Annotated in this window: 19 protein-coding genes; 8 read left to right on the plus strand and 11 right to left on the minus strand. The window is 72.8% G+C overall.

Translation table 11 applies throughout. The features are described from left to right. Positions 1-11: 11 nt before the first annotated feature. Positions 12-1,415 carry a GH39 family glycosyl hydrolase gene (locus IPT68_RS07830; RefSeq protein WP_189699532.1) on the minus strand — a complete coding sequence of 468 codons (1,404 nt, stop codon included), beginning with the start codon at positions 1,413-1,415 and terminating at the stop codon, positions 12-14. Positions 1,416-1,583: 168 nt separating this feature from the next. Here IPT68_RS07830 and IPT68_RS07835 point away from each other — a divergent pair, with 168 nt between their 5' ends. Then, positions 1,584-2,678, plus strand: a complete 1,095-nt coding sequence (locus IPT68_RS07835) for a DUF5925 domain-containing protein (protein ID WP_189699533.1) — start codon at positions 1,584-1,586, stop codon at positions 2,676-2,678. 37 nt (positions 2,679-2,715) lie between these two features. Further along, entirely contained in the window at positions 2,716-3,492 is a 777-nt protein-coding gene (locus tag IPT68_RS07840; protein ID WP_189699534.1) for a DUF72 domain-containing protein, read from the plus strand. A 368-nt stretch (positions 3,493-3,860) separates the two neighbouring features. On the opposite strand, the gene IPT68_RS07845 is transcribed toward IPT68_RS07840, so the two are convergent. Continuing rightward, positions 3,861-4,244 carry a GntR family transcriptional regulator gene (locus IPT68_RS07845; protein WP_189699535.1) on the minus strand — a complete coding sequence of 128 codons (384 nt, stop codon included), beginning with the start codon at positions 4,242-4,244 and terminating at the stop codon, positions 3,861-3,863. 70 nt (positions 4,245-4,314) lie between these two features. On the opposite strand from IPT68_RS07845, the gene IPT68_RS07850 reads away from it, so the two are divergent. Both IPT68_RS07850 and IPT68_RS07855 read left to right on the plus strand, forming a co-directional pair. Beyond that, positions 4,315-5,244, plus strand: a complete 930-nt coding sequence (locus IPT68_RS07850) for a GNAT family N-acetyltransferase (RefSeq protein ID WP_189699536.1) — start codon at positions 4,315-4,317, stop codon at positions 5,242-5,244. Further along, complete coding sequence (locus IPT68_RS07855) at positions 5,225-5,728, plus strand: DUF402 domain-containing protein (protein ID WP_189699537.1); 504 nt, start codon at positions 5,225-5,227, stop codon at positions 5,726-5,728. The genes IPT68_RS07850 and IPT68_RS07855 overlap by 20 nt, the downstream gene beginning before the upstream one ends. Positions 5,729-5,731: 3 nt before the next feature. On the opposite strand, the gene IPT68_RS07860 is transcribed toward IPT68_RS07855, so the two are convergent. Next, entirely contained in the window at positions 5,732-6,352 is a 621-nt protein-coding gene (locus IPT68_RS07860; protein WP_189699538.1) for a class I SAM-dependent methyltransferase, read from the minus strand. 139 nt (positions 6,353-6,491) lie between these two features. Here IPT68_RS07860 and IPT68_RS07865 point away from each other — a divergent pair, with 139 nt between their 5' ends. Together IPT68_RS07865 and IPT68_RS07870 are read left to right on the plus strand one after the other, a co-directional pair. Beyond that, positions 6,492-6,629, plus strand: coding sequence for a hypothetical protein (locus IPT68_RS07865; RefSeq protein WP_189699539.1), 138 nt, complete (start codon positions 6,492-6,494; stop codon positions 6,627-6,629). 156 nt (positions 6,630-6,785) lie between these two features. Further along, complete coding sequence (locus IPT68_RS07870) at positions 6,786-7,847, plus strand: lytic polysaccharide monooxygenase auxiliary activity family 9 protein (RefSeq protein WP_189699540.1); 1,062 nt, start codon at positions 6,786-6,788, stop codon at positions 7,845-7,847. A gap of 84 nt (positions 7,848-7,931) precedes the next feature. Here IPT68_RS07870 and IPT68_RS07875 read toward each other — a convergent pair whose 3' ends face one another. The 6 genes from IPT68_RS07875 to IPT68_RS07900 all read right to left on the minus strand — a co-directional run bounded on the left by IPT68_RS07875 (position 7,932) and on the right by IPT68_RS07900 (position 18,783). Beyond that, a complete protein-coding gene (locus IPT68_RS07875) occupies positions 7,932-8,801 on the minus strand; it encodes a lipase family alpha/beta hydrolase (protein ID WP_189699541.1) in 870 nt (289 codons plus the stop codon). Positions 8,802-9,247: 446 nt separating this feature from the next. Beyond that, positions 9,248-10,222 (minus strand): DNA polymerase Y family protein, encoded by a 975-nt coding sequence (locus tag IPT68_RS07880; protein WP_189699542.1) that lies wholly within the window; start codon positions 10,220-10,222, stop codon positions 9,248-9,250. Then, positions 10,219-13,809, minus strand: a complete 3,591-nt coding sequence (locus IPT68_RS07885; RefSeq protein ID WP_189699543.1) for a DNA polymerase III subunit alpha — start codon at positions 13,807-13,809, stop codon at positions 10,219-10,221. Before IPT68_RS07885 ends, IPT68_RS07880 begins: the two co-directional genes overlap by 4 nt. A gap of 676 nt (positions 13,810-14,485) precedes the next feature. After that, positions 14,486-15,568, minus strand: coding sequence for a S1 family peptidase (locus IPT68_RS07890; RefSeq protein ID WP_228040310.1), 1,083 nt, complete (start codon positions 15,566-15,568; stop codon positions 14,486-14,488). Between the two features lie 462 nt (positions 15,569-16,030). Next, positions 16,031-16,936 carry a S1 family peptidase gene (locus tag IPT68_RS07895; protein ID WP_189699545.1) on the minus strand — a complete coding sequence of 302 codons (906 nt, stop codon included), beginning with the start codon at positions 16,934-16,936 and terminating at the stop codon, positions 16,031-16,033. 668 nt (positions 16,937-17,604) lie between these two features. Beyond that, positions 17,605-18,783: a DUF5685 family protein gene (locus tag IPT68_RS07900; RefSeq protein ID WP_189699546.1), complete on the minus strand. Its 1,179-nt coding sequence runs from the start codon at positions 18,781-18,783 to the stop codon at positions 17,605-17,607. Positions 18,784-19,119: 336 nt separating this feature from the next. Between IPT68_RS07900 and IPT68_RS07905 the strand changes: the two genes are divergently transcribed. Then, positions 19,120-19,557 carry a cell division protein SepF gene (locus IPT68_RS07905; protein ID WP_189699547.1) on the plus strand — a complete coding sequence of 146 codons (438 nt, stop codon included), beginning with the start codon at positions 19,120-19,122 and terminating at the stop codon, positions 19,555-19,557. Positions 19,558-19,592: 35 nt separating this feature from the next. On the opposite strand, the gene IPT68_RS07910 is transcribed toward IPT68_RS07905, so the two are convergent. Beyond that, positions 19,593-20,783, minus strand: a complete 1,191-nt coding sequence (locus IPT68_RS07910; RefSeq protein WP_194074059.1) for an acyl-CoA dehydrogenase family protein — start codon at positions 20,781-20,783, stop codon at positions 19,593-19,595. A 99-nt stretch (positions 20,784-20,882) separates the two neighbouring features. Next, on the minus strand, positions 20,883-22,532 hold the full coding sequence (locus tag IPT68_RS07915; protein WP_189699549.1) for an MFS transporter: 1,650 nt from the start codon (positions 22,530-22,532) through the stop codon (positions 20,883-20,885). A 261-nt stretch (positions 22,533-22,793) separates the two neighbouring features. Between IPT68_RS07915 and IPT68_RS07920 the strand changes: the two genes are divergently transcribed. After that, entirely contained in the window at positions 22,794-24,203 is a 1,410-nt protein-coding gene (locus IPT68_RS07920; protein ID WP_189699550.1) for a hypothetical protein, read from the plus strand. The last annotated feature ends 122 nt before the right edge of the window (positions 24,204-24,325 follow it).

The following is a 24,325-nucleotide window of genomic DNA, read 5'->3' on the forward strand; positions in this document are numbered from 1 at the left end:
GCCCGCGCCGGTCACCGCTTCAGCCACTTCACCTCGTACGGCCGCAGGTCGAGCCGCTCGCCGTCGATCCGGGCGCGGACCGTCCGGTCACGCGTGTTGACCACCAGCACGACCCGGTCGGAGCCGAGGACGCGTACGTCCGCCGGGGCGGCCACCGTCCGGTACGCCGTCCCCGGCGGGAACTCGGCGCCGAAGCGGGCGACCAGCTCGTACATGGGAAGCGCCCCGCCGCCGTCGCCGTTGTCCGTCGGCGTCCAGAGGCAGCCGGGGCAGTCGGGGCCGGTCTCCTCCTGCGGGTTCCAGTAGAAGCCGGAGGAGGCGCCGCCCTCAGCCATGGCGATCATGGCGGCGGCCTGGACGGCGCGGCGCCGGGGCTCGGACCAGCCGTGCCGGTCGTCGTTGCCGTCGGCGGGCTCGACGTAGTATTCGGCCCACCACAGCGGCAGGGCGCCGCCGGTCTGCCGCCGCACCCACCTCCCGACGGCCGTGAACTTCTCCGTGGCGGCGAACTCGTCCGGCAGCAGTTCGTCGTCCGTGGTGTAGCTCGAGCCGTCCACCACCACGAAGTCGGCGCCGGCCTTGTGCTCGTTCCAGTAGGCGAAGGCGTCGAGGACCCGCTGGTCCAGGGCGCCCCAGGGGCCCTTGAGGGTGGTGGAGGCGATGTCCGTGCGGCGCGGGTCGACGCTGTCCATCACCAGGTAGGGCCCGCCGACCATGATGTCCGGGTCGACGGCCTTCAGCGCCCGGTGGACCAGGTTGTACAGCTCCGTGTAGCCCTCGTGGTCCCAGCGCTGCTCGGCGTCGTTCCAGAAGCCCTTGAACTCGTTCCAGACGATGAAGTGCCGCACGTCGGGATAGCGCTCGGCGACGGTCGCGGCGAGGGCGGCGAAGTCGGCGTAGTGCTCGGGGCGCGGGGCGGTCTCCAGGGCGGCCTGGCTCCAGTCGGTGTCGCCGGCGTCGCCGCCCTTCATCCAGTCCGGGGCGCAGCACAGGGTGATGACCGGGGTGCCGCCGGAGGCGCGGACGAAGTCGATGCGGCGGTCCAGGGCGGCGAAGTCGTAACGGCCCTTGACGGGCTCGGGGTTGTCGGCGCCCCACCCCATGATGTGCTGGTTCTGCGCCGGCCCCGACCGCTTCAGCCTCGACGTGACCCGGGCGACGGCAGCGGCGGAGCCCTCGTCGGCGCTGAACTGGGTGTGGGTGAAGCCCCAGCCGACGTCGGGTCGCGGCTCCCCGGAGGGGACGACGGGCGTGCCGTGCACCTTGTCGCCGTCGGGTGGGGTGCCGGCGGTGCTCGGGCGGTCGCCCGGTGTGCCGACCAGCGTCACCACCAGGGCCACCAGGACCGCCGACACGCCGAGCAGCGCGGTGAGCCGCCACCGCCGTTCCCCCGTGGTCCACCCATGACGTCCCATCGAGGGCAACAGTAACGGCGGGCGCGGGCGTTGGGGCAGAGGTCGCGCGCACGGGTCCCGCGAACCGGGTGTACCGGGGCACAGCGGGAGGAGGGGCACACGGCCGACACTCCGCGCGCACCACGGAAACCGGGTGCACGCGGCGCCCGTGTGCCCGATCATGGCGGCATGTCTGCGAACCCACACGACGCTCTGCCGATCCGGCTCCACGTCGACGACAGCGACTCGCCGTCCGACGTCGTCGACGCGCTGTTCCTCGGCCGCTTCGCGACGGGCGAGCAGCCGTACTCGCACGCGGCGAACATCGACCGTGTCCGCTCCGGGGCGACGCTGCTGCCGGCGGACGCGCGCGTGCTGCGCGTCGCCCGCGACGACGACCGCAGCGCCACGCTCGCGGAGGGCGACGGCTGGACCCTGCTGGTCTCCCGCTGGAACCGGGGCGCGGACGTCACGGTGACCGCGACCAGCGCCGACCTGGCGAAGAAGGTCCTCGACCAGGCGACGGACGGTGCGGCGGACGAGCCCGAGCCGCAGCCGGAGAACGTGACGATGGGCTTCTGGTACGTCTCGCCGCGGCGCGGGCCGCACCGCACGACCCGGCAGATCTCGGCGGGCACGTGGGACGAGGTGCGCCCCAACTACACCGCGCCGGTCGCGGACGCCATGGACCGGCTGATGAAGACGACGCCGGAGGACATCGCGGGCCGGCTGCTGCTCCTGCACGGCCCGCCGGGCACCGGCAAGACGTCGGCGCTGCGCACGCTCGCCCGGTCGTGGCGGGACTGGTGTCAGGTGGACTGCGTGCTGGACCCGGAGCGGCTGTTCAGCGACGTCGGTTATCTGATGGACATCGCGATCGGCGAGGACGACTCGACCGGCAAGGGCCGCTGGCGGCTGCTGTTGCTGGAGGACTGCGACGAACTGATCCGCGGCGAGGCCAAGCACACGGCGGGGCAGGCGCTGTCGCGGCTGCTGAACCTGACGGACGGGCTGCTGGGCCAGGGCCGCAACGTGCTGGTGGGTGTCACGACCAACGAGGACCTCGAACGCCTGCACCCCGCCGTCGTCCGCCCCGGCCGCTGCCTGGCCCGCATCGAGGTGGGTCCGCTGACCCGGCGGGAGGCGGTCACCTGGCTGGGCACCGAGGAGGGCGTCGGCCGGGAGGGTGCGACGCTGGCCGAGCTGTACGCGCTGCGCCGGGGCACGTCGCCGACGGCGCTGCCGGAGCCGCGGGGCGGTTCGGAGGCGGGGCTGTACCTGTGACAGGCCGTCGGGGCGCGGCCGGTGCTTTGATGGACGTATGACCCTGTTCGTCGGTACGTCGGGCTGGCAGTACAAGGACTGGCGGGGGCTGTTGTACCCGGACGGCTGCCCCACCCGGCTGTGGCTGGAGGAGTACGCCGAGGGGTTCGCCACGGTCGAGATCAACAACGCGTTCTACCGGCTGCCGACGCGGGAGACGTTCGAGGCGTGGCGGGACCGGGTGCCGTCGGACTTCGTGGTGGCGGTCAAGGCCAGCCGCTATCTGACGCACATCAAGCGCCTGAAGGAGCCGCAGGAACCGGTGCACCGCCTGATGAGCCACGCGTCCGGCCTCGCCGACCGGCTCGGCCCGGTCCTCCTCCAGCTCCCGCCGAACCTGCGCGCGGATCCCGCGCTGCTGGACACCTGCCTGGCCTGTTTCCCCGCCGGTACGAGGGTCGCGGTCGAACCGCGCCACGACTCCTGGTGGACGCCGGAGGTGGAGGAGGTCCTGCGCTCCCGGAAGGCGGCCCTGTGCTGGGCCGACGTCCTCTCCCGCCCCGCGACGCCGCTGTGGCGCACCACCGACTGGGGCTACGTCCGCTTCCACCAGGGCCTCGCCCGGCCCTGGCCGCACTACGGCCGTCAGTCCCTGCAGACCTGGCTGCACCGCGTCACGGCCGCCTTCCCCGACGACCACGACGTGTACGCCTACTTCAACAACGACCCGGGCGGGGCGGCGGTCCAGGACGCGATGACGTTCGCGGAGCTGGCGAGGAGGGCGGGGCGAAGGGTCACACGGACGCCGAGGGAGCTGTTCGCCTCCCGGCGTTGACACCGCCCGGTACCCGGTGCCGCGGCGCACGTCGCACCCAGGCCACCACCGGCGAGCCGCTCGCACGGCCCGGGACGCCGACACCGGTAACGCGCCGACCACCGGCCAGCCGCTCACACCACCCGGGACGCCGACGCCGGTAAGGCGCCGACCACCGGCGCGAGCCGCTCACACCACCCGGGACGCCGACACCGGTAACGCGCCGACCACCGGCGCGAGCCGCTCACACCACCCGGGACGCCGACACTGGTAAGGCACCGACGCAGGGGAACTGCTCAGACCGCCGGCCGCTCACGACGGTGCGGCGTCGGCGTCGGCGAGCTGCCCACATCCGCCAAGACCGCCGACGACGGTGCGTGTCGTGTCCTTCAGCCCCGCTCCTGCCCGTACGCCGCCCGCAGCGCGTCCCGCACGGCGTCCAGCGCCGCGTCCTGCCCGAGCCCGAGCCTGCGCACCCGTTCGGCATAGGCCTGCGCCGCGCCCGCCGCCTCCCGCTCCGCGGCCGGCCCCGACGCCGCGACGAACGTGCCGTTGCGTCCCCGGGTCTCGATCACACCGTCCGTCTCCAGCGCCCGGTACGCCTTCGCCACCGTGTTGGCGGCCAGCCCCAGCGACTCGGCGAGCCCCCGGACCGTCGGCAGGCGGTAGCCCACCGGCAACTCCCCCGACCGCGCCTGCGCGGAGATCTGGGTCCGCACCTGCTCGTACGGCGGCACCGCCGTACCCTCATCGATGTCGATCTGCAACGTCACACGCCCGATTCTCCCGTACCGGCCGCAAAATGAGAGGCATCCGGGCGCCTGCCCGCGTAACGTCCGGCCCATGACCGTGATCGTGCGTGATCTGCGCCCCGGGACGGGAGCCGACGTCGAGGCCTTCGCCCGGGTACGGCGCCTCGCCCTGCCCTACCTGGTGTCCACCCCGGAGTCCGTCGCCCACACCATCGCCCACGCCCACCCGGACGCCCACTTCCGCCCCCTCGTGGCCGAGCTGGACGGCGAGATCGTCGGGACGGCGCAGGTGGGCATCGCCCACGACAGCACGGAACCGGGACAGGGCTACCTGAACGTCTACGTGGACCCGCGGCGCACCGGCCACGGCGCGGGCTCGCTGCTGGTCCGGGTCGCCGAGGAGCACCTGGCCACGCACGGAGCGACGACGCTGTTCACCTGGGTGCTGGACGAGCCGGCCAACCGCGCCTTCGCCGAACGCCACGGCTACCGCCCGAGCCGCTCCGCGCACTTCCTCGGCCTGGACCTGGCGAACGGCGCCCTGCCGCCGCTGCGGACCCCGCCGCCGGGCGTCGAACTGCGCACGGCCGCCGACTTCGCGGACGACCCTCGCCCGATGTTCGTCCTGGACGCGGAGACGACGGCGGACGAACCGAGCGACGTCCCGGTGGAGTTCACGGACTACGACGCCTGGATCGCCGAGACCTGGCAGCATCCGCTCCTCGACCACGCACTCACCTCGGTGGTGCTCGTCGACGGCCGGCCCGCCGCCTTCAGCGCGGCCTACACGGACGGCGCCACCTGGTACGCGTCCGCCATGACCGGCACCGCCCGCGCCTTCCGCGGCCGGGGCCTGGCCAAGCTCGCCAAGAACGACTCCCTGCACCGTGCCCGCGCCGCCGGGTACACGGACGCGGTGACGGGCAACGACGCCGGCAACGGCCCGATGCTCGCGATCAACAAGTGGTTCGGGTACGAGATCCGCGCGACGGAGGTGCGCCATGTCCGCCGCCTCGGCTGAGCCGAACGCCCTGGTGGACGTCGTCCTGGTCAAGGCCGGCCGGACGAAGATCCGTTACCCGGCCGAGCTGCTCCAGGACGACGGCACCCGGATCGTGGTCCGCGCCCCCTTCGCGGGCGCCGGCGTGCGCGACTTCGGCTTCGTGCGCTTCGAGCCCGGCGACATCTTCACCGAGTACTACTGGCGGGACCGCTGGTACGCGGTGATGGAGGTCCGCGACCCGTCCGGCGGGCTGAAGGGCTGGTACTGCGACATCGCCCGCCCGGCGGCCCTCTCCGGCACGGAGCTGGTCGTCGAGGACCTCGACCTGGACCTGTGGCGCTCGGCCGACGGCACGGACGTACGCCGCCTCGACGAGGACGAGTTCGCGGACAGCGGCCTGACGGAGACGGACCCCGAGGCGGCCGCCGCGGCGCTGGCGGCGCTGGACGAGCTGGAGGACCTGGCCCGCGGCGAGGGATTCGACGCTCTGCTCAGCGGCTGAACGTCACACCAGGGCGACGACGGCGTACCGCTCGTCGTGGACCTCCCTCCCCCACAGCGACACGTCCTGCGCCAGCGGCTCCACCCGCACGGAGGCGGCGACGGGCGCCAGAAGCTCCCGAAGCCGGTCCGCCGCCACGCCCACCGGCGCGACCGTCCCCCACACCCCCTCCACCAGCACCAGCCGGCCGCCCGGTCGCAGCAGCTCCCGCCAGTGCCGCAGCGCGCGGCCGGGATCCGGCAGCGTCCACAGCACGTGCCGTACGAGGACGACGTCGAAGCGCCGCTGCCCCACCGGCGGCGCTGCCGCGTCACCGAGCAGGAACACGGCGTCACGTCCGGCGAGCTTCGCGCGGGCCCGTTCCACCATGGCCGGGGACAGGTCGACGCCGGTGACGCGGTGTCCGTCTTCGGCCGCGAGGAGCGACAGGCTGCCGGTGCCGCAGCCGAGGTCCAGGACGTCGCCGGCGGTACGGGGCAACCAGGACCGCAGCCGCCGCGCCCAGGCCTCCCGGACGGCGGGGTCGCGCAGCCCGTGGTCCGGCTCGTCGTCGAAGGCGGCGGCGAGCGCGTCCCAGTCATGGCCGTCCGGTGAAGTCGAAGCGTCCTTCGCGTCAGTCGTCATGGCCCTCAGGGTGACACCCGCCACTGACAGTCGGATCGTGACGGCCGACACAGACATAACGGGCGCGATGAGGAACTCTCCCCGAAACGGTCTACCTCTGTGAGAACACGGAACACGGTAGGCACTGAAGGAGGCAGTCATGCGCCGAGTCACAGTGCACAAGCCCCCGCGGAAGACGGAAGCCCGTCGACTCCGCGAGGAGACCGACGAGCCCACTCACGAACGCCGGCCCGAGGTGCGCAAGGACATCGCCCGCACCTGGTGGCCGGCTCCCTGACCTCCGCTACCTCAGCGCAGCCTGAGGACTCCCTTAAAGGGACCATAAGGATCTCCCCGCACCGCCTTCAGCAGGCGATTCAGCGGTCTGTACGGGCTAGCTTCGAAGCGCCCCCCACGGGATGCACCCCCAGGGACCGCTACGAGGAGTTCCCCCATGCCCGCACGCCGCAAGGCCGCCGCCGTCGCCGCCGTCGGCATCGCCCCGCTCGCCCTGACCGCGCTGTCCACCGCGCCCGCGTCCGCGCACGGCTCGATGGGCGACCCGGTCAGCCGGGTCTCGCAGTGCTACGCGGAGGGTCCGGAGAGCCCCCGGTCGCAGGCGTGCAAGGCGGCGGTCGCGGCCGGCGGCACCCAGGCGCTGTACGACTGGAACGGCGTCCGCATCGGCAACGCGGCCGGGCAGCACCGGACGCTCATCCCGGACGGCAAGCTGTGCAGCGCGAACAACGAGGCGTTCAAGGGCCTCGACCTGGCCCGCGCCGACTGGCCCGCGACGTCCGTGAGTAGTGGCTCGTACACCTTCAAGTACCGCGTGACCGCCCCGCACAAGGGCACCTTCACGGTCTACGTCACCAAGCCCGGTTACGACCCCGCCCAGCCGCTCGGCTGGGACGACCTGGACATGGCGAGCCCGGTGGCGACGGCCACCGACCCGGCCGCGTCGGGCGGTTTCTCCACCTTCTCCGGCACCCTCCCGGAGCGCTCCGGCAAGCACCTCCTGTACGCGATCTGGCAGCGCTCGGACAGCCCCGAGGCCTTCTACTCCTGCTCCGACGTGAGCTTCGGCGGCGGCAACGGCGCCGGAAGCGGCTCCGACGACAGCGCCGGTGACGGCGGCGACGACATCAGCGGCACCGGCGGCGAGTCCGCGGCACCCGTTCCCGCGCCCACCGCCTCCGCGCCCACCGACGAGCAGATCGAGGCCGGCGCCGAGCACTCCACCGTCGAGAACCACGGCCACGGCGACGACGACCCCGACACGGCCGCGGAGCCGGCCTCCCGGACCGCCGCCCCGGACACCGCCGCGGACGCCTCCTCGGCCAACCAGCCGAGGGCCGCGGCCGCCGGGGCCTCCGAGAGCCTCGCCGAGACCGGCGGCGACAGCAGCACCACGTACCTCGCGGTCGGCGGCGCCGCCGCGCTCGCGCTCGGCTCGGCGGCCCTGTTCGCGTCGGTCCGCCGACGGGCGGCGGGCGGCGGCCGGCACGGCCGCTGAGACCAGGACTCCGGGGCCTGACCGGCGGCTCAGGCCGGTCGGGCCCCGGCGGTGTTCGGCCGACGGTCGGCAGTCGTCAGCCGGTCAGCTGAACGCCGACGCGCAGGTGGTCGGCCGGGCCCGCGCCGGGTCGAGGGCGTTGGCCACCTCGTGGAACGCGATCCGGTCGAACAGCCCGATCGCCAGGTGCTCGGAGAGGTCGACCGGGCACAGGTCCTGGAGCAGCACGTTGCGCACGTCGGGTCCGTCCAGGTACTGGCTGCGGTACGGCGTGACCACTTGGTCGTACTTGGTGGCGATGACCGTGTAGCGCACGCCTGGCACGGTGTCGCCGCCCGCGTTGAGCTTGGTGAGGAAGGCGGAGCCGGCGATCTGGTCGGCGAGGGCAGGGGTGGCGGCGGAGAGCAGGTCCTCGGCGCCCGGGAAGTACGGCAGCAGACGGGTGAGGCCGGACAGGGTCGTGCCGTGGTTGTCGGGGGCGATGCCGACGAGGGCGTTCACCTCGGCCGCCCCGCCGAGGAACTTGAGGTAGTGACGGGGCATCATGCCGCCCTGCGAGTGCCCGACGAGGTCGGCCTCGGCGGCGCCGGTCGCGGCGAGGACCTCGTCGACGAACGCGTCGAGCTGTTCGGCCGACTTCTCGATCGGGCCGAGCCCGTGGAAGAACGGGACACCGGCCAACTGGCCGTAGTCGAGGGAGAAGACGCAGTAGCCGCGCTTCGTCAGGTACGGGGCGAGTCCCAGCCAGTTGTCGACGGAGTTGCCGAACGTGCCGTGCACAAGGACGACGGGGCGGGGATGAGCGGCGGACGGCTTGCAGGAGTAGTCGTTCCAGCCTCCCCCGCTGGGGGCGGCGGTGGCGGCGTTGGCGGTGGTGGCGGCGGGGAGGGTGGCGATCGCGGCGGTCAGCAGCAGCGCGACGACGGGTCTGAGCACTCGTTTCCAGGGCAGCATCGGGTGATCTCCTTGCGGCTCAAGGGAGGTGCGATGGCCTTACGCCCTGTGATCCGGATCACCAGGATGCTGTTCACTCGTCAAGTTACGGGCGAGTAGTACAAGTGGGAAGTTACGCGTCAGTAAAAACTTCCAGTGACAACTGGTCATGAGCAGGGCGCCATGGGCCCCACGGGCCCGTCCGGCGCGCTGCGCGGCAAGTGGCGCCCCGGCGCCCGCACTTCCCGCTGCCCGGGCAGCCCGCCCCGAGGGCCCGCAGGCCTCCGGGCCGCCTCGTCCGCGGCCCGCGCGCACCCCCGTCCCCCACACCCACCCCACCCCGCCCGTTCGGCACGACGAGCCGTGCCCGCGCCCTCACCCGATGCGACCGACGCCCGGTTCGGTCCGGAGGCGGAGCCGAACGACGGCACCCGCCTCACGCCCCGCGGGCCGACCGAGAGCGGGGCCTACGCCGCCAACGACCCCGGAATCACCGCCCGTGGCCCGAACTTGGCCCGCGCGCGGTCCGCGACCTCCTCGATCCGGCGGACCTTGTCGTCCACGGGGTCGAAGGTCAGCTGGTGGGTGGCCTGCCCGGCGGGCGTGAGCCCCTCCGCGCGCAGGGCGACCGCCCGGACCCGGGCGCGCTGGAGGCCGAGCGCTTCGTACATCCCGTACGCCGCGCGCGTCAACGCCGGTGAGTGCGCGGTCGGTTCCTGAAGGGTGCGGGTGCGGGTGGTCGAGGAGCGGTCGGCGTAGCGGACGGTGAGGGTCAGGGCTCCGCAGACCTTCTCCACGGCACGCAGTCGGCTGCCCAGTTCCTCGGTGGCCGAGAGCAGCGCGCGGCGGTGCCGCTCGGGGTCCAGCTCGTCGCGCGGGAAGGGCCGTTCGGCGGCCAGCGAACGCGACACGGCGTTCGGGACCACCCGGCCGCGGTCGATGCCGTTGGCCTTCTCGTGCAGCTCACGGCCCGCCTTCGCGCCGATCAGCCGCTGGAGTGTGGACAGCGGCGCGCCGGCGACCCGGCCGAGGGTGTCGAGGCCGTACTCGCACAGCGTCCGGGCGGTGGCCGTTCCGACGCCGGGCAGCACGGCGACGGGCTTGTCGGCGAGGAACTCGGCGATGGCGTCCGGCTCCTCGGGCACCACGCGGGTCACCCCGGGTTCGGCGTACCGCAGCGCCACGCGGGCCAGCATCGGGCCGGGCCCCGCGCCGATCACGCAGTCGACCCCGTGGTGGGCGAGCGCCCGCACCCGGATCACCGAGGCCAGCTCCACGGCACTGCGCCCGAAGTACCGCTCGGCGCCCCGCAGATCGGCCAGCGCCCCGTCCGGCGGCAACGCCTCGACCACCGGCGTGAACTCCTCCAGCAACCCCAGCAGCCGGGGCAGGGCCGCCTCGTGCATCGGCGGCAGCTGGAAACGTACGCAGAGAATGGTCATCCCGCACTCCCCGGACTCTGGTGCCACAACTTCCTTCCCACCGCGGGCCCTTCGCCCGCGGGGCGCAGATCGGCCCAGGGGTGCATCTCGTACCCCGTGGGCATCCGGATCTTCCGGCCCCCCGTGCCCTCCCGGTCCTCCGCCCCGCTCGCCCCGCTCGCCTCGTCCGTCTCCCGCCGGCCGCCCTCCGCGCCCCTGCGGGCCTCCATCGGGTCACGGGCCGCGGATCCGGCCGGCGCGGGAAGTCCCTCGGAGCCGGCGAGCCGGCGGCGCGCCGGTCCGTCGCCGTCTTCGCCGACGGTCCCGGGACCGGTGCCGCGCGCGTGCGCGAGCCGGGCCGCGACGCCCTCCAGCCCTTCCTCCCGGCGCACTTCCAGCAGCTCGGCGAGGTTCCAGGCGGCGGCCCCCACCACACTGAGGCTGCGCGGCCCGCGCCGCTGCACCACCCCGCGCACCAGCAGCAGCCAGGAGTGGAAGACGGTGTGCGCGCAGGCGTCGTGCGAGTCGTCGAAGAAGGCGAGGTCGACCAGGCCCGTACCGTCGTCCAGCGTGCTGAAGATGACCCGCTTGCCGGACCGGATCGGCGGCGTCTGCGTGGCCGCCTTGGCGCCCGCGACCAGCACCGTCTCACCGTGCCGGGCATCGCGCAGCCGCCGCGCCGGCACCACGCCCAGTTCGTCGAGGAACCTGCGGTGATCGTCCATCAGGTTGCGCGAGGCGTCCATGGACAGCACGCCCAGCTCGGCGCTGAGCCGTTCCGCCGCGGACAGGTCGGGCAGCCCGGCCGACGCGGTCTTCCGCCCGCCGGCCAGAGGGAGCTGGGCACCGCCGCGACTGCGGGCGGCCCGGTGCAGCTCGGTCAGGTGCAGTTGCAGGTCACGGCGGTTGGCGCCGAAGGAGTCCAGGGCGCCGACCTGGGCCAGCCGCTGCGCCAGCGGCCGGCTGGGGCGCGCCCGCTCCCAGAAGTCCACCAGCGAGGCGTACGGCTGCCCGTCCGCGACCCGCGCCGCCTCGGCCGCGCTGATCCCGTGCACGTCGGAGAGGGCCAACCGGAGCCCCCACACTCCCGATTCAGACACCAGTTCGATCCTGTGTGCGACCCCCGACTTGTTCACGTCCAACGGGAGGATCGGCACCCCCCGCCGCCGCGCGTCCGCCAGCAGCAGCCGCTTCGGGTACATGCCGGGGTCGTGCGTGAGCAACCCCGCGTAGAAGGCGGCGGGGTGATGCGCCTTCAGCCACGCCGACTGGTACGTCGGCACGGCGAAGGCGACCGCGTGCGCCTTGCAGAAGCCGTACGAACCGAACGCCTCGACGATCTCCCAGGTCCGCCGGATCGTCTCCGCGTCGTATCCGCGCGCCGCCGCGTGCTGCGCGAACCACACCTTGATCCGCCCCTGCGACTCCGGGTCGGACAGCCCGCGCCGCACCCGGTCCGCCTCGTCGCGCCCGCAGCCGGTCATGATGTCGACGATGTGGATGATCTGCTCGTGGAAGACGACGACCCCGTACGTCTCCTTCAGCGGCCCTTCCAGATCCGGGTGCGGATAGCGGATCGGCGCCCGCCCGTGCCGTGCCTCGATGAACGGCCGCACCATGTCGGCGGCGACCGGACCGGGCCGGAAGAGCGAGATGTCCACGACCAGGTCGTGGAAGGTGGCCGGCTGGAGCCGCCCGACCAGGTCCCGCTGCCCCGGCGACTCGATCTGGAAGCAGCCCAGCGTCTCGGTGGAGCGGATGAGACCGTACGTCGCCGGATCGCCGTCCCGCACACCGTCCAGGTCGATCCGCTCCCCCGTCGCCCGCTCCACCTCGGCGACCGCGTGCGCCATCGCCGACTGCATCCGCACCCCGAGCACGTCGAGCTTGAGCAGCCCGAGGTCCTCGACGTCGTCCTTGTCGAACTGCGACATGGGCAGCCCCTCGCCGCTGGTCGGCATCACCGGCGTGCGGGACAGCAGCGAGGCGTCGGACAGGAGCACCCCGCACGGATGCATCGCGACCCCGCGCGGGAGCGCGTCCAGTGCCTCGACCAGTTCCCACATCTTCCCGTAGCGCTCCCGCTCCGCCGCCAGCTGCCGGAGCTCGGGCAGTTCGTCGAGCGCGGCACGGGCGTCGCGCGCACGGATGTGCGGAAAGGACTTGGCGATACGGTCGATCTCGGCGGGGTCCATGGACAGGGCCGCGCCCACGTCACGGATGGCGTGGCGGACCCGGTAGGTCTCCGGCATCGCGACCGTCGCGACCCGCTCGGCGCCGAACCGGCCGATGATCGCCCGGTAGACCTCCAGGCGGCGTGCGGACTCCACGTCGATGTCGATGTCGGGCAGCACCAGACGGCGCTTGGACAGGAAGCGCTCCATCAGCAGGCCGTGCTCGACCGGGTCGGCGTGGGCGATGCCGAGCAGGTGGTTGACGAGGGAGCCCGCGCCGGAGCCGCGCGCGGCGACCCGGATGCCCATCCTCTTCACGTCCTCGACGACCTGGGCGACCGTCAGGAAGTAGGAGGCGAAACCGTGGTGGGCGATGATGTCCAGCTCGTCGTGCATGCGCTCCCAGTACGCGCGCCGGCCGGCGTAGCCGTGCCGCACCATCCCCGCCGCCGCCCGGGAGGCGAGCACCCGCTGTGCGCTGCGCCGGCCCGCGCCGACGAGATGCGGCTCGGGGAAGTGCACGGTGCCGATGCCGAGGTCGTCCTCGGGGTCGACCACGCACTCGGCGGCGGACGCCTGCGTCTGCTCCAGCAGCCGGTGGGCGGTGTCCCGCCGGAAGCCCGCGGCCTCGACGACCCGCTCCGCCACCCCGAGCATGGCGTCCGCGTCCTTCAGCCAGGCCTCGCCGGAGTCCAGTTCCTTGGCCGGGTCGATCGGCACCAGGCGGCGGGCGGCGTCCAGCACGTCGGCGACCGGGCCCGCGCCGGGGTCGGCGTACCGGACGGCGTTGCTGAGCACGGGTCGGACGCGCTGCTCGGCGGCGAAACCGACGGTACGGGCGGCCAGGCGCAGGGAGCCGGGGCCGGTGCCCGAGCGGCCGTGCCAGACGGCCTCCAGGCGCAGGGCGTCGCCGTAGACCTCCCGCCAGGGCACGAGGAGCTTCGCGGCGCGGTCCGGGCGGCCCGCGGCGAGGGCGCGGCCGACGTCGGAGTCGGGGCCGAGCAGGACGGTGAGGCCGTCGGCGTGGTTGGCGGACCAGGGCAGCAGGGGTGTGCCCTCGTTCTCGTGCGCCGCAGTGACGATTCTGCACAGATCGGCCCAGCCACGGGCGCCGTCCCGGGCGAGGAAGGTCACCCGAGGTGTCGACTCGTCGACGAAGGCACCGCCGCGCGCGGGCGTGCGGCGCCGCCGGTCCTGCCGGACGCGACCGGGTTCGGGGTCCGCCACCGCCAGCTCCGCCCCGAACAGCGGTCGGACGCCCGCCTTCGCGCAGGCCTTGGCGAAGCGGACGGCGCCGGCGAGGGTGTCACGGTCGGTGAGCGCGAGGGCTTCCATGCCCCGCCCGGAGGCGCGCTCGGCCAGCCGCTCCGGGTGCGAGGCGCCGTAGCGCAGGGAGAAGCCGGAGACGGTGTGCAGATGCGTGAAACCCGGCACACGCACCTCCCGCACTCGTGAACCCGAACAGGCTCTCGAACATCAGTTCCCTACTCTCTCACCACCACCATAGACCAATTTCCGAACGCTTGTGCGACATCCGCCCGGGCCTGTCCGACCTGCGCAAACGCGCTCCGCCGGACGGTGGGGACATGACAGCGACCGGGCGTTGTGGGACCCGTCTGCCGGCCTGGACGCATGATCCGCACTTCTCGCCGTCGAGAACGACCGCTCCCTACGCCGCCTGATCGCCCCCTGGACCGGCTGAACGTGATCACGAGGGCGAACGGCACGGGCAAGTCGAGCCTGTACCGGGCCCTGCGACTGCTCGCCGAGTCCGCGCGCGGCGCGATCGCGGCGCCGGCCCAGGAGGGCGGGCTGCCGTCGGCGCCGTGGGCCGGACCGGAGCGGATCAGCCGTACGGTGCGTGCGGGCCGCCACCCGGTACAGAGCACGGTCCCAGGCGGAACCACAGCGCCGATGAAGGGGCGCGGGGAGCTGCGCGACAAGCCCGCGACGCCCTGCAGCGCCCCGCCGAAGCAACCCCCACGGCGAACGCAACACGGCAGCACCCACTGCCCACGCACGCACACGCACACGCACCGCACACGCAGACGAAAGTCCCGCCCCTCGCGCACGGGGCGGGACTCCACAGCGCACAGGCCGTGCGGCGCGGTCAGCCGATCTGTGTGCCGGTCGCCGACAGCGCCTCGGTCACCGGCTGGAAGAACGTCTCCCCACCGAAGGTGCAGTCACCACTGCCCCCGGAGGTCAGCCCGATCGCGTTGCCCCCGGAGAACAGTGAGCCGCCGCTGTCCCCGGGCTCCGCGCAGACGTCCGTCTGGATGAGCCCGTTGACGATGTCGCCGTTGCCGTAGTTCACGGTGGCGTCCAGGCCGGTGACCGTGCCGGAGTGCACCTGCGTGGTCGAACCGCTCCGGGTGACCTGCATGCCGACGGTCGCCTCGGCCGCACCGGTGATCTGCTGCGTCGAGCCGTTGTAGAGGTTGACCTCGCTCGGGTGGTCGACCTCGGCGGTGTACTTCACCAGGCCGTAGTCGTCGCCCGGGAAGCTGGAGTCCGCGTTCTCGCCGATGACGGTGCCGGACGCGTCGGACCAGGTGGAGATGGACTCGGTGCAGTGACCGGCGGTCAGGAAGAACGGCTCGCCGCCCTTGACCACGTTGAAGCCGAGCGAGCAGCGCCCGCCGCCACCCGTGATCGCGTCACCACCGGCGATGAAGGGCTTGAACTCCCCCTTCGTCCGCTGAAGTTCCGCCGTGCCGCCGAGTTCCTCGACGACCTGGCCCAGCTTCTGCCACTCGGCCGCGGAGACGGTCCGGTCGGCGGTCACCACGACCTTGTTGGTGGTCGGGTCGGTCACCCAGGAGGTGCCGGGGATGGTCGCGTCCCGCTCGAGGGTGGTGCGCGCGGTCTTCAGCTCGGCGAGCGAGTTCTCGACGATTCTCGCCTCGGCGCCGGCCTCCTCGACCAGCCGGGCGGCGGCCTCGTCGAGCACGTTCACCACGAGACTCCTGGCCTTGGCGTCGTAGTACGTTCCCGCCGCGTCGGCGCCGAGGTCCCGGTCGAGCGTCGAGGCGAGCTTTCCGGCCGCCAGGACCGACAGCGTCCTGACCTCCGGGGTGGCCGGGGTCTCGCTGGCGTTCGCACTCTGGAAGGTCACTGCCGCGGCGACGAGCGCGGCGACGCCCGCGCCTGCCACGGCCGCCCGCCGCCCGGGTATGCGTCGGTGCTTCAACTCACGTCCTCCTGTGGGGGGTCGATCCGGGAGGTGATGGGGACCTCGCGGATCAGAAGGTCTGTGGACTGGGCGCCCACTATTCCCAGGCCCACAGGGAGCACACAAGGTCGACTTCAGGACGCGCGTACGACAACTGACGTGCGCCCCTTACGCCTTGCGCAACCTTGACTGTCCACGGTCAGCACCGGGAGCCTTCGCACTGCAAACACTACGTGCGAGTAACCACTATGCGTTCCGTGAGGTCTACTCCTGTCTCGTATTCGCCCCTCGAGACTCGATCCGGCCGGGTCCGGACAGCAGAGAGCCCCCACACGCGAAGTGCGTGCGGGGGCCCACTTGCTGCCGATTACGCCGACGCCCCAAAGGCGGGAGCCGCATCCAACGGCGGCTCCGCCGCCGCGTGGGCGCGACAAGCCACGGACGACCTGCGGCCGCCCACGACCCTCACCGGCGCGGCGCTCAGTACACGCTCACGCCGTACGCGCTCAGCGCCTCGGTGACGGGCTGGAAGAACGTCGTACCACCGGAGGTGCAGTTGCCGCTGCCGCCGGAGGTCAGACCGTACGCGACACCGCTGCTGCCGTAGAGGGGGCCGCCGGAGTCGCCCGGCTCGGCGCAGACGGTGGTCTGGATGAGACCCGACACGATGTCGCCGCCGCCGTAGTTCACGGTCGCGTTGAGCGCGGTGACCCGGCCGCTGTGCGTACCCGTGGTGGAGCCGTCACGGATGACGGTGGTGCCCACGCTCGGGGTGGCGGCGCGGGTGATGTCCACGCCGTTGGCGGTGCCCGGCCTCGTCACGGAACCGGAGTACCGCACGATGCCGTAGTCGTTGCCGGGGAAGCTGGAGCCGGCGGTCGAGCCGATGACCGTGGTGCGGGAGGAGTTGGAGTACCAGGTGCCCGCGCCGTCGGTGCAGTGACCGGCGGTCAGGAAGTACTCGGCGCCGCTGCTGGCACGGACGTTGAAGCCGAGGGAGCAGCGCCAGCTACTCGCATAGATGGCGTCGCCGCCCTGGATGAGCTTGTTGAACTTGCCCGGGGTGCGCTTGATCGTCAGTGCACCGGCGTCCTCGCCGGCCTGCTGCTTGATCTCGGCGATCTCGGCCTGCGACACCGTGCTGTCGACGGTGACGATCACCCGGTTGGTCTTGCTGTCGACGGCCCAGGCGGTGCCCGGGATGTCGGCCTTCAGCACGGAGCCGCTGACGCCCTTGAGCTCGGCCGCGCTGAAAGCGGTGGGAGTGTCGGACGCGTTCGCGCTGGGGACCGCGATCGCGGCTGCAGCCACGAGTCCGGTGGAAACGGCGATCAGCCGGGTCCGTCTCGTGATTCCGCTGCGGGGGGTGGTGCGCTTGATCCTCACTTTTCGTTCCTCCACATGGGAAGTCGGGGGCCCGCGTGGGGGTCGGGGCCCGTGAGGCGCAGCCAGTGGCATGATCGTCCGGATTCCGAACCCGTCGTGCCCCTGACAAGCGCTGAGGGGGAGTATTCGGCTGCGCGGCCGACGGGCGCAAGGGCGCCTTTCGGCCGTCAATCTTTGAACCAACTGTGCGCATTGGCCGTCCCTGTCCCTCCGCCCCTCCTTGCCCTCGAATTGGCTCGGAGCAGGTCGGGCTCTCCCGCCCCGGCCGTCACGCGGAGCGTGCGGCCGGGCGGCGGAAAGGGGAGATGAGAGCGGTGGGCAAAGGCCACGGCGACAGCTCCGCCACGGTGGAGGCCGGCCGCCGGACGGCCCTCGGCCCGGGCGCGCCCGGGCGCGGAAACCGGCGGCGGCACCCGCCGTTTCCGCTGCCGACGCCGTCCCGTGCGACGGTGAGCACGCCCGCGTCACCGTCGGCCGCCCAGAACTCCGGGATGTCCGGAAGTCACCGTTCCTGGTCAGTGAGCAGGAGTGAGTCATGGACCCCTTCCTGGTCACTGCGGACACCCCGAACGGTTGTGGGTGGTTCCGCTCACTCACCCGGCATCAAGGACCAGCAGGTGGAAACCCCTCCGCGTGTTCCTCGGTCGGCCTGGCGTCGTCGAGCCCTCTCAGCAGTCGCAGCCGCAGTTGCACCCGTCGCACCCACAACTGTCGCAGCAGTCACAGCAGTTGCAGCACCCGTCACAGCCGCAGTCAGCGCAGTCGTAGCTGCTGCAGAACCCTTCCTTCCGCTCGCGCGTCCACGGGTCCTCGTACGTGCCGCAGCACAGCTGGCACGTGCAGGCCAGCCCCAGCCACACGGCGCACCCCGCGAGCAGTCCGCGCCGGTCGCGGCGCGGCGGCTCGGGCGGCTGCGGCGCCCCCGGCCCGGCCGGTCCGCCGGGCGGGGCGTAGGGGCCGGCCGCCTCGGGCCGGTGCCCGCAGGATGCGGTGCCGAAGGCACGGTCGACCGAGGCGGGCAGCTCATGGACGAGCAGCCGGTGCGCCAGCCGCCCGTCCGAGAACTCCACCTCGCGCAGCGCGAGCCGGATCCCGTGCACGGCGTCGTCCGCGAGCCGCCGCGCCTCGGCGAGCGAGGTGCCGGTCGCGGTGAGCGGGTTCCAGGCACCCGACGCGGCGTCGGCCTCCCGGTCCTCCACGGCGTCCAGCAGATGCGCCAGCCTCCCGAACAGCCGTCCGGCCTCGGCGAGCGGCTCGACGTTGCCCGGCCGTCCGGCCAGGACGGCGGTGTGCGCGAAGGCGGCGGCGGTCGCGGTCTCGGTCGGCTCGGTGACCGCCAGTACGGGTGTCCCGGGTTCGGCGAGCGCCTCGATGCCGGACTGCCGGTCCACGGCATCGAGCAGCACCGCCGTGTCGAAGCCGACGACGGCCCCGCCGCGTGCCCCCGCGCGTCCCCACCGGTCCGCCACCCGGCGCGCGGCGAGCGCCACGGGCGCGCGGGACAGCAGCCCGTCCCCGTCGGCCACGTGGTCGCGCACCTTGGCGGAGGCGAGCACCAGCGAGACGGCGGCGGCCAGCCGCGCTCCCTCGCCCCGGGCGACGGACGCGGTCCGCATCCCGCGCAGCGGGCACGGCCCGGCGGTACGCCGCAGCCGGCCGCCCTCCGGCGCGAGGGCCTGAGCCTCCGTCAGAACCGAGACCAGAAGACCGTCGTAATTGGTCACCACGCGCGCGAACTGCCCGTGGTCGCTGCGCAGCGCGAGACACAGCCCGCACAAATGCGCCATCCACTCGTTCTTGAGCCGCTCCCCCAGCCGGTGCCGGCACGGCCTGACTATTCCGAACACGATGATCCCCCGTGATACGCGCGACGTTGAGCGGCCGCATCGTATCGGCGTCGAGCGCTTTCCTCGTATCGACCGATTTTCACATCGGATCGACCCCCGCGGTTCACCCGTACGCCCCGCCGCTCACCCGTACGCCGGGAAGAATCATATTTCACTCACAGTCAGCAGCCGTGTAGGGCAACACCCTTGGGGTATCCGGGCTCTCGACGTATCCGCCGTGCACCAGTACCGTCACAAACCCCCCGCGCGGCGTCTATCCACTTGGCGCGCCGTCCGCATCATGGATGACCATAGGGATGCGGAAAGCAAAAGAGACCGCTGTGAGAGGAGGCGTCCATGGGATCGGTGCGCAAGGCGAGTGCGTGGCTCGGCCTCGTCGACGACAACGATGACGAGCGTTACTACGACGACGAGTACACCGAGGGGACCGAGCCCGGCGACGCCTGGGTCACGGACCCGCGGGTGAAGGTGGCCGCGGACGCGGCCGAGCAGAAGGAGCGCCGGATCGCCACGGTGACCCCGGACAGCTTCCGGGACGCCCGGGCCATCGGCGAGCTGTTCCGGGACGGCGTGCCGGTCATCATGAACCTGACGGCCATGGAGCCCGCCGACGCCAAGCGCGTGGTGGACTTCGCGGCCGGCCTGATCTTCGGGCTGCGCGGTTCGATCGACCGCGTGTCCAACCGTGTGTTCCTGCTGAGCCCCTCCGACACGGAGATCATCAGCGGTGAGCCCGCCGCCCACCGGGCGGACGGATTCTTCAACCAGAGCTGAGGCAGGGCCGCTCACCGGAGCCGCCCCCGAGAGGGCTACCGGAAGGCATCGAGTCCGGTGAGCGCCTTGCCCAGCACGAGCTGGTGCATCTCGACGGTGCCCTCATAGGTGAGCACCGACTCCAGATTGGTCGCGTGCCGCATCACCGGGTACTCCAGTGAGATCCCGTTGGCGCCGAGGACCGTCCGGGCCGTACGGCAGATGTCGATGGCCTCCCGCACGTTGTTGAGCTTGCCGAAGCTGACCTGCTCCGGCCGCAGCCGCCCGGCGTCCATCCGCCGCCCGAGGTGATGGGCGAGCAGGATCCCCTTGTGCAGTTCGACCGCCATGTCGGCGAGCTTGGCCTGGGTGAGCTGGAACCCCCCGATGGGCCGCCCGAACTGCTCCCGGCTCCTGGCGTAGTCGACGGCGGCCTCGAAACAGGCCCGCGCCGCCCCCATCGCCCCCCACACGATCCCGTACCGCGCGTGCGACAGACAGCTGAGCGGTCCCCGCAGCCCCCTCACCTCCGGCAGCACCGCATCGGCGGGCAGCCGCACGTCGTCCAGCACCAGCTCGCTGGTGACGCTCGCCCGCAGCGACCACTTGTGCTTGATCTCGGGCGCCGAGAACCCGGGGGCGTCCGTGGGCACGACGAACCCGCGGATCCCGTCCTCGGTCTGCGCCCACACCACGGCCACGGAGGCGACGGACCCGTTGGTGATCCACATCTTGCGCCCGCTCAGCACCCAGTCGCCGCCGTCCCGCTTGGCGTACGTCCGCATGGAGGCCGGGTCGGACCCGTGGTCGGGCTCGGTCAGCCCGAAGCACCCGATGACGTCCCCGGAGGCCATCGGGGGCAGCCACCGCTGCTTCTGTTCCTCGGAGCCGAACCGGTGGATGGCGTACATGGCCAGCGAGCCCTGCACGGACACCAGCGACCGGATCCCGGAGTCCGCGGCCTCCAGCTCCAGACAGGCGAGCCCGTACTGGACGGCACTGGCCCCCGCGCACCCGTAGCCGCTGAGCGACATGCCGAGGGCCCCGATTCCCCCGAGCTCCTTCGCCAGCTCCCGGATGCCCGGCAGCTCCCCCGCCTCGTACCACTCGGCCACGTGCGGCAGCACGCGATCCGCCGCCCATCTGCGCACGGTGTCCCGGACGGCCAGGTCCTCGGGCTCCAGCAGGTCGTCGATCCCGAGCGGATCGGACGGGTCGAAGGGGGGCAACTTCGGGGACACGGGCATCCTCCGGGCAGCTCAAACTAGCACCGCTAGTCACGGACTGGGGGTGACGTTACGACGGGAGGACCCACGGAGCAACCACCCGCGGGCCGCCGACGGCGATCAACCCCGGCGGGCGACGTCCACCTCCGAACGCAGGCGCACGGCTGGTGCGTGGCCGGCGGACCCGGCACCGGCACGAGGCGACGGCACCTCGACAGCCACGTCGGCCTCACACTGCATCACCCGGGGCAATCGCAGAGCCATCACCGCCCCCAGAAGCAGCAACCCCGCGCTCACCAGCAGCGTCGCGTGCAGCCCGTGCACGAAGCTGTCCCGGGCCGCCCGCCGCAGGGCGACTCCCGCGGGCCCGCCGAGCTCCCCGGCCACGTCGTACGCCTCGCCCAGCGAGTGCCCGGCGGCCGCCGAAGCCGAAGCCGGCACGCCCGGCACGGCGGACAACCCGGGCGTGTACGCCGCGTTCATGACGCTGCCCAGCAGCGCGATGCCGATCCCCGCCCCGAGCTGGTACGACGTCTCACCGATCGCCGCCGCGCCCCCGGCCTGCTCCGGCGGCGCCTCGCTCAGCATGGACTCGTACGCCCCGAACAGCGTCGTCTCCAGCCCGAATCCCAGCAGCACGAACCCGGCCAGCATCAGCGGGGCGTTGTCCTCCCGCCCCATCGCCGTCAGCACCACGACCGCCAGCGCGGTCAGGCAGAAACCCGCGCAGACCATTCGCCGCGGCCCGAACCGGCGCAGCATCCGCGCCCCGAACAGCCCGGCCGCCATCGCCGCCACGGTCAGCGGCACCAGCCTGAGCCCCGTCTGCAGCGGCGACAGCCCGAGCACCAGCTGCAGGTACTGCGCGGCGATCAGCTCCAGCCCCACCAGGGCGAGCATCGCCAGCACGATGCACCCGACCGACGTACTGAACGCCGGCCGCGCGAACATCCGCAGGTCCACCAGGGGATGCCTGCGCCGCCGCTGCCGCCGTACGAACAGCGCGAGCAGTGCCAGGCCCGCCACGAGCGGCACCACGGTGAGCACACTGCCGGCCGGCTCCCCGCCGCCCAGCCGCTTCACCGCGAGCACCGTCCCGAACAGCCCGGCCGCGGCCATCAGCGCGCCGAGTACGTCCCAGGGACCGTCCCCGCTGCCCGTCGACTCGGGCAGCAGCATGCGCCCCACCGGCAGGCTGACCAGCATCAACGGGATGTTGACCAGGAACACCGACCCCCACCAGTAGTGCTCCAGGAGGAAACCGCCGAGCAGCGGCCCGACCGCCGCGCCGACCGCGGCCACCGCACTCCAGATGCCGATGGCGAGCGCCCGTTCACGCCGGTCGGGGAAGACCTGGCGCAGGATCGACAGCGTCGCGGGCATGATCATCGCGCCGCCGACACCGAGCAGCGCCCGCGCCAGGATCAGCACCTGCGGATCATGGGCGACGGCGGCCAGGGCGGAGGCGACGCCGAACAGGGCGTACCCGAGCAGCAGGATCCGTCTGCGGCCCACCCGGTCGCCGAGGGTGCCGAAGAGGATCAGCAGCGCGGCGCAGACGAGCGGGTAGGTGTCGACGATCCAGAGCAGTTCTATCGCGCTGGGCTTGAGGTCCTCGGTGACGGCGGGCACCGCCACGTGCAGCACCGTCGCGTCGACCGCGACCAGCAGCAGGCTGGTGCAGAGGACCACGAGGACGACCCAGCGGTTGGCACCGGCCCCGGCCGCCCGACGGCGCAGCCCGACGGCAGCCGTGGTCGTCCCGGACATGTACGTACCTCCCAGATGTTCCCTCGCGTTCGGCGGGCTCGCGGGAGCGGGGGACCTCCCGCGACTCGGCCGGAGAGGAGCGGTGGTCTCCGGCCCGCGCAACGACTGGCGAGTGACACGTCAGCGTACGCGAGTCCGTGGCGGGGTCGCGTGGCGGACCTCTCATCCACATGGCGCAACGATGTGGCGTGTGCCACTACTGCCCCTCGGACCACGTCGGGACCGGCGGCCCGGTTCCGGCGTCCGTCGATAATCGAGCCCGTGACCGATCTTGTGACACGCGTGGCACCCGCGTGGCTGCGGCGCGCGGCCCCGGCCCTGCTCGGGTACGCGGCCGTCCGCGCCCTCGGCCTGCTCGTGCTGGCTCTGTGGAGCGCCGCGCGCGACAAGAGCGCGTACACCCTGCTGACCGCCCGCTGGGACTCCCTCTGGTACACCCGGGTCGCCGAGCTGGGCTACGGCTACGAGGTGCGCCTGCCGAACGGCGACGTGCACTCCAACCTCGCCTTCTTCCCGCTGCTGCCCTGGCTGGAGCGGCTGCTGCACGCGGTGACCCCGCTGTCGTACGCCGCCGCCGGTTTCGTCGTGGCCCTGCTCGCCTCGCTCGCCGCGGCCTGGGGGATCTTCGCGGTCGCCGACCACGTGTACGGGCGGCGGGCGGGCGTCTGCGCGGTGCTGCTGTGGGCGGTGCTCCCGGTCGGGATCGTGCAGTCGATGGCGTACAGCGAGTCCCTGTTCACCGCGCTCGCCGCCTGGTCGCTGTACGCGGTCCTCACCGGCCGCTGGCTCACCGCGGGCAGCCTGGCGCTGCTGGCGGGGCTGACGCGCCCGGTGGGTCTCGCGGTGGTCGCGGCGGTGTGGGCGGCCGGCATCGCCGCGTCCCCAGTGCCCCGGCAGGCAACGTGTGCCCGTCAAGGAGCGGCGTCCGGTGCGTTCTCTCGGTGCGCCGGCCGGAAGTCCCCGTTCTGGACGTACCTGGGCTTTCGCCCGGTACGGCGAGAGGGCGTGCCGGGCGTCGCGACGGGGCGAACGTCGCCTGTCGGGGCACTACGGGAGCGGCACCGCGGCACTGCTCCATTCGCGCACCACCGCAGCGCGAGGCCCGAACCCGGCGCGCGCCCGGCCCAGCACGCCCCCTGTCTCCCACCGTTGCCGCCCCAGGACGGCGCACCGGCCTGGCGGTGCGCCGTCGGCATGCTCCTCGCGCCCCTCGGCGCCGCCGGGTACGTCCTGTGGGTCGGTCACCGCACCGGCCGGGGCCCGCTCGGCTATCTCGACGTCCAGGCGGGCTGGCGCAACGGCTTCGACGGCGGGTACGCCTTCGCCCGTTTCGTCGCCGAGAAGTTCACGTCCTTTCCCTCCGCCCTGGCCGGCCTCGGACTCGTCGTCGGGGTGGCCCTGGTGATCCGGCTGTACGTCGTCTGCGTCCGACAGCGCCAACCGCTCCCGCTCCTTGTGTACACGGGCGTCGTCACCGCCCTGGCGCTGTGCGCGTCGAGCTACTTCGGCTCCAAACCGCGCCTGCTGCTCCCGGCGTTCCCGCTGCTGTTCCCCCTCGCGCTCGCCCTGGCCCGGCCGCGCACCACGGCGTCCGCGCTGGTCGTCGGCGGGGTCGCGGTGGCGTCGGCGGTGTACGGGGCGTTCTGGCTGAACGGCTCGGGTCCGCCGTGACCCGGCCAGGGCGCCCGGTGAGCGTGCGCGGAATTCCATTCGATCTCCTGGTGAACAACTCCATAAGCAGGCCGAAACACTGGCTTTGGAATGATCAAAGGAATTGCGGCGGAGGGCACCTG

Source organism: Streptomyces chromofuscus (assembly GCF_015160875.1).
Lineage (GTDB): Bacteria > Actinomycetota > Actinomycetes > Streptomycetales > Streptomycetaceae > Streptomyces > Streptomyces chromofuscus.

Bases quoted from the DNA above. Each gene is read 5' to 3' on its own strand.
- IPT68_RS07840 (WP_189699534.1), top strand. From the start codon at position 2,716: ATGACCCTGTTCGTCGGTACGTCGGGCTGGCAGTACAAGGACTGGCGG.
- IPT68_RS07860 (WP_189699538.1), bottom strand. From the start codon at position 6,352: ATGACGACTGACGCGAAGGACGCTTCGACTTCACCGGACGGCCATGAC.
- IPT68_RS07850 (WP_189699536.1), top strand. From the start codon at position 4,315: ATGACCGTGATCGTGCGTGATCTGCGCCCCGGGACGGGAGCCGACGTC.
- IPT68_RS07835 (WP_189699533.1), top strand. From the start codon at position 1,584: ATGTCTGCGAACCCACACGACGCTCTGCCGATCCGGCTCCACGTCGAC.
- IPT68_RS07875 (WP_189699541.1), bottom strand. From the start codon at position 8,801: ATGCTGCCCTGGAAACGAGTGCTCAGACCCGTCGTCGCGCTGCTGCTG.
- IPT68_RS07910 (WP_194074059.1), bottom strand. From the start codon at position 20,783: ATGCCCGTGTCCCCGAAGTTGCCCCCCTTCGACCCGTCCGATCCGCTC.
- IPT68_RS07865 (WP_189699539.1), top strand. From the start codon at position 6,492: ATGCGCCGAGTCACAGTGCACAAGCCCCCGCGGAAGACGGAAGCCCGT.
- IPT68_RS07915 (WP_189699549.1), bottom strand. From the start codon at position 22,532: ATGTCCGGGACGACCACGGCTGCCGTCGGGCTGCGCCGTCGGGCGGCC.
- IPT68_RS07880 (WP_189699542.1), bottom strand. From the start codon at position 10,222: ATGACCATTCTCTGCGTACGTTTCCAGCTGCCGCCGATGCACGAGGCG.
- IPT68_RS07855 (WP_189699537.1), top strand. From the start codon at position 5,225: ATGTCCGCCGCCTCGGCTGAGCCGAACGCCCTGGTGGACGTCGTCCTG.
- IPT68_RS07830 (WP_189699532.1), bottom strand. From the start codon at position 1,415: ATGGGACGTCATGGGTGGACCACGGGGGAACGGCGGTGGCGGCTCACC.
- IPT68_RS07870 (WP_189699540.1), top strand. From the start codon at position 6,786: ATGCCCGCACGCCGCAAGGCCGCCGCCGTCGCCGCCGTCGGCATCGCC.
- IPT68_RS07905 (WP_189699547.1), top strand. From the start codon at position 19,120: ATGGGATCGGTGCGCAAGGCGAGTGCGTGGCTCGGCCTCGTCGACGAC.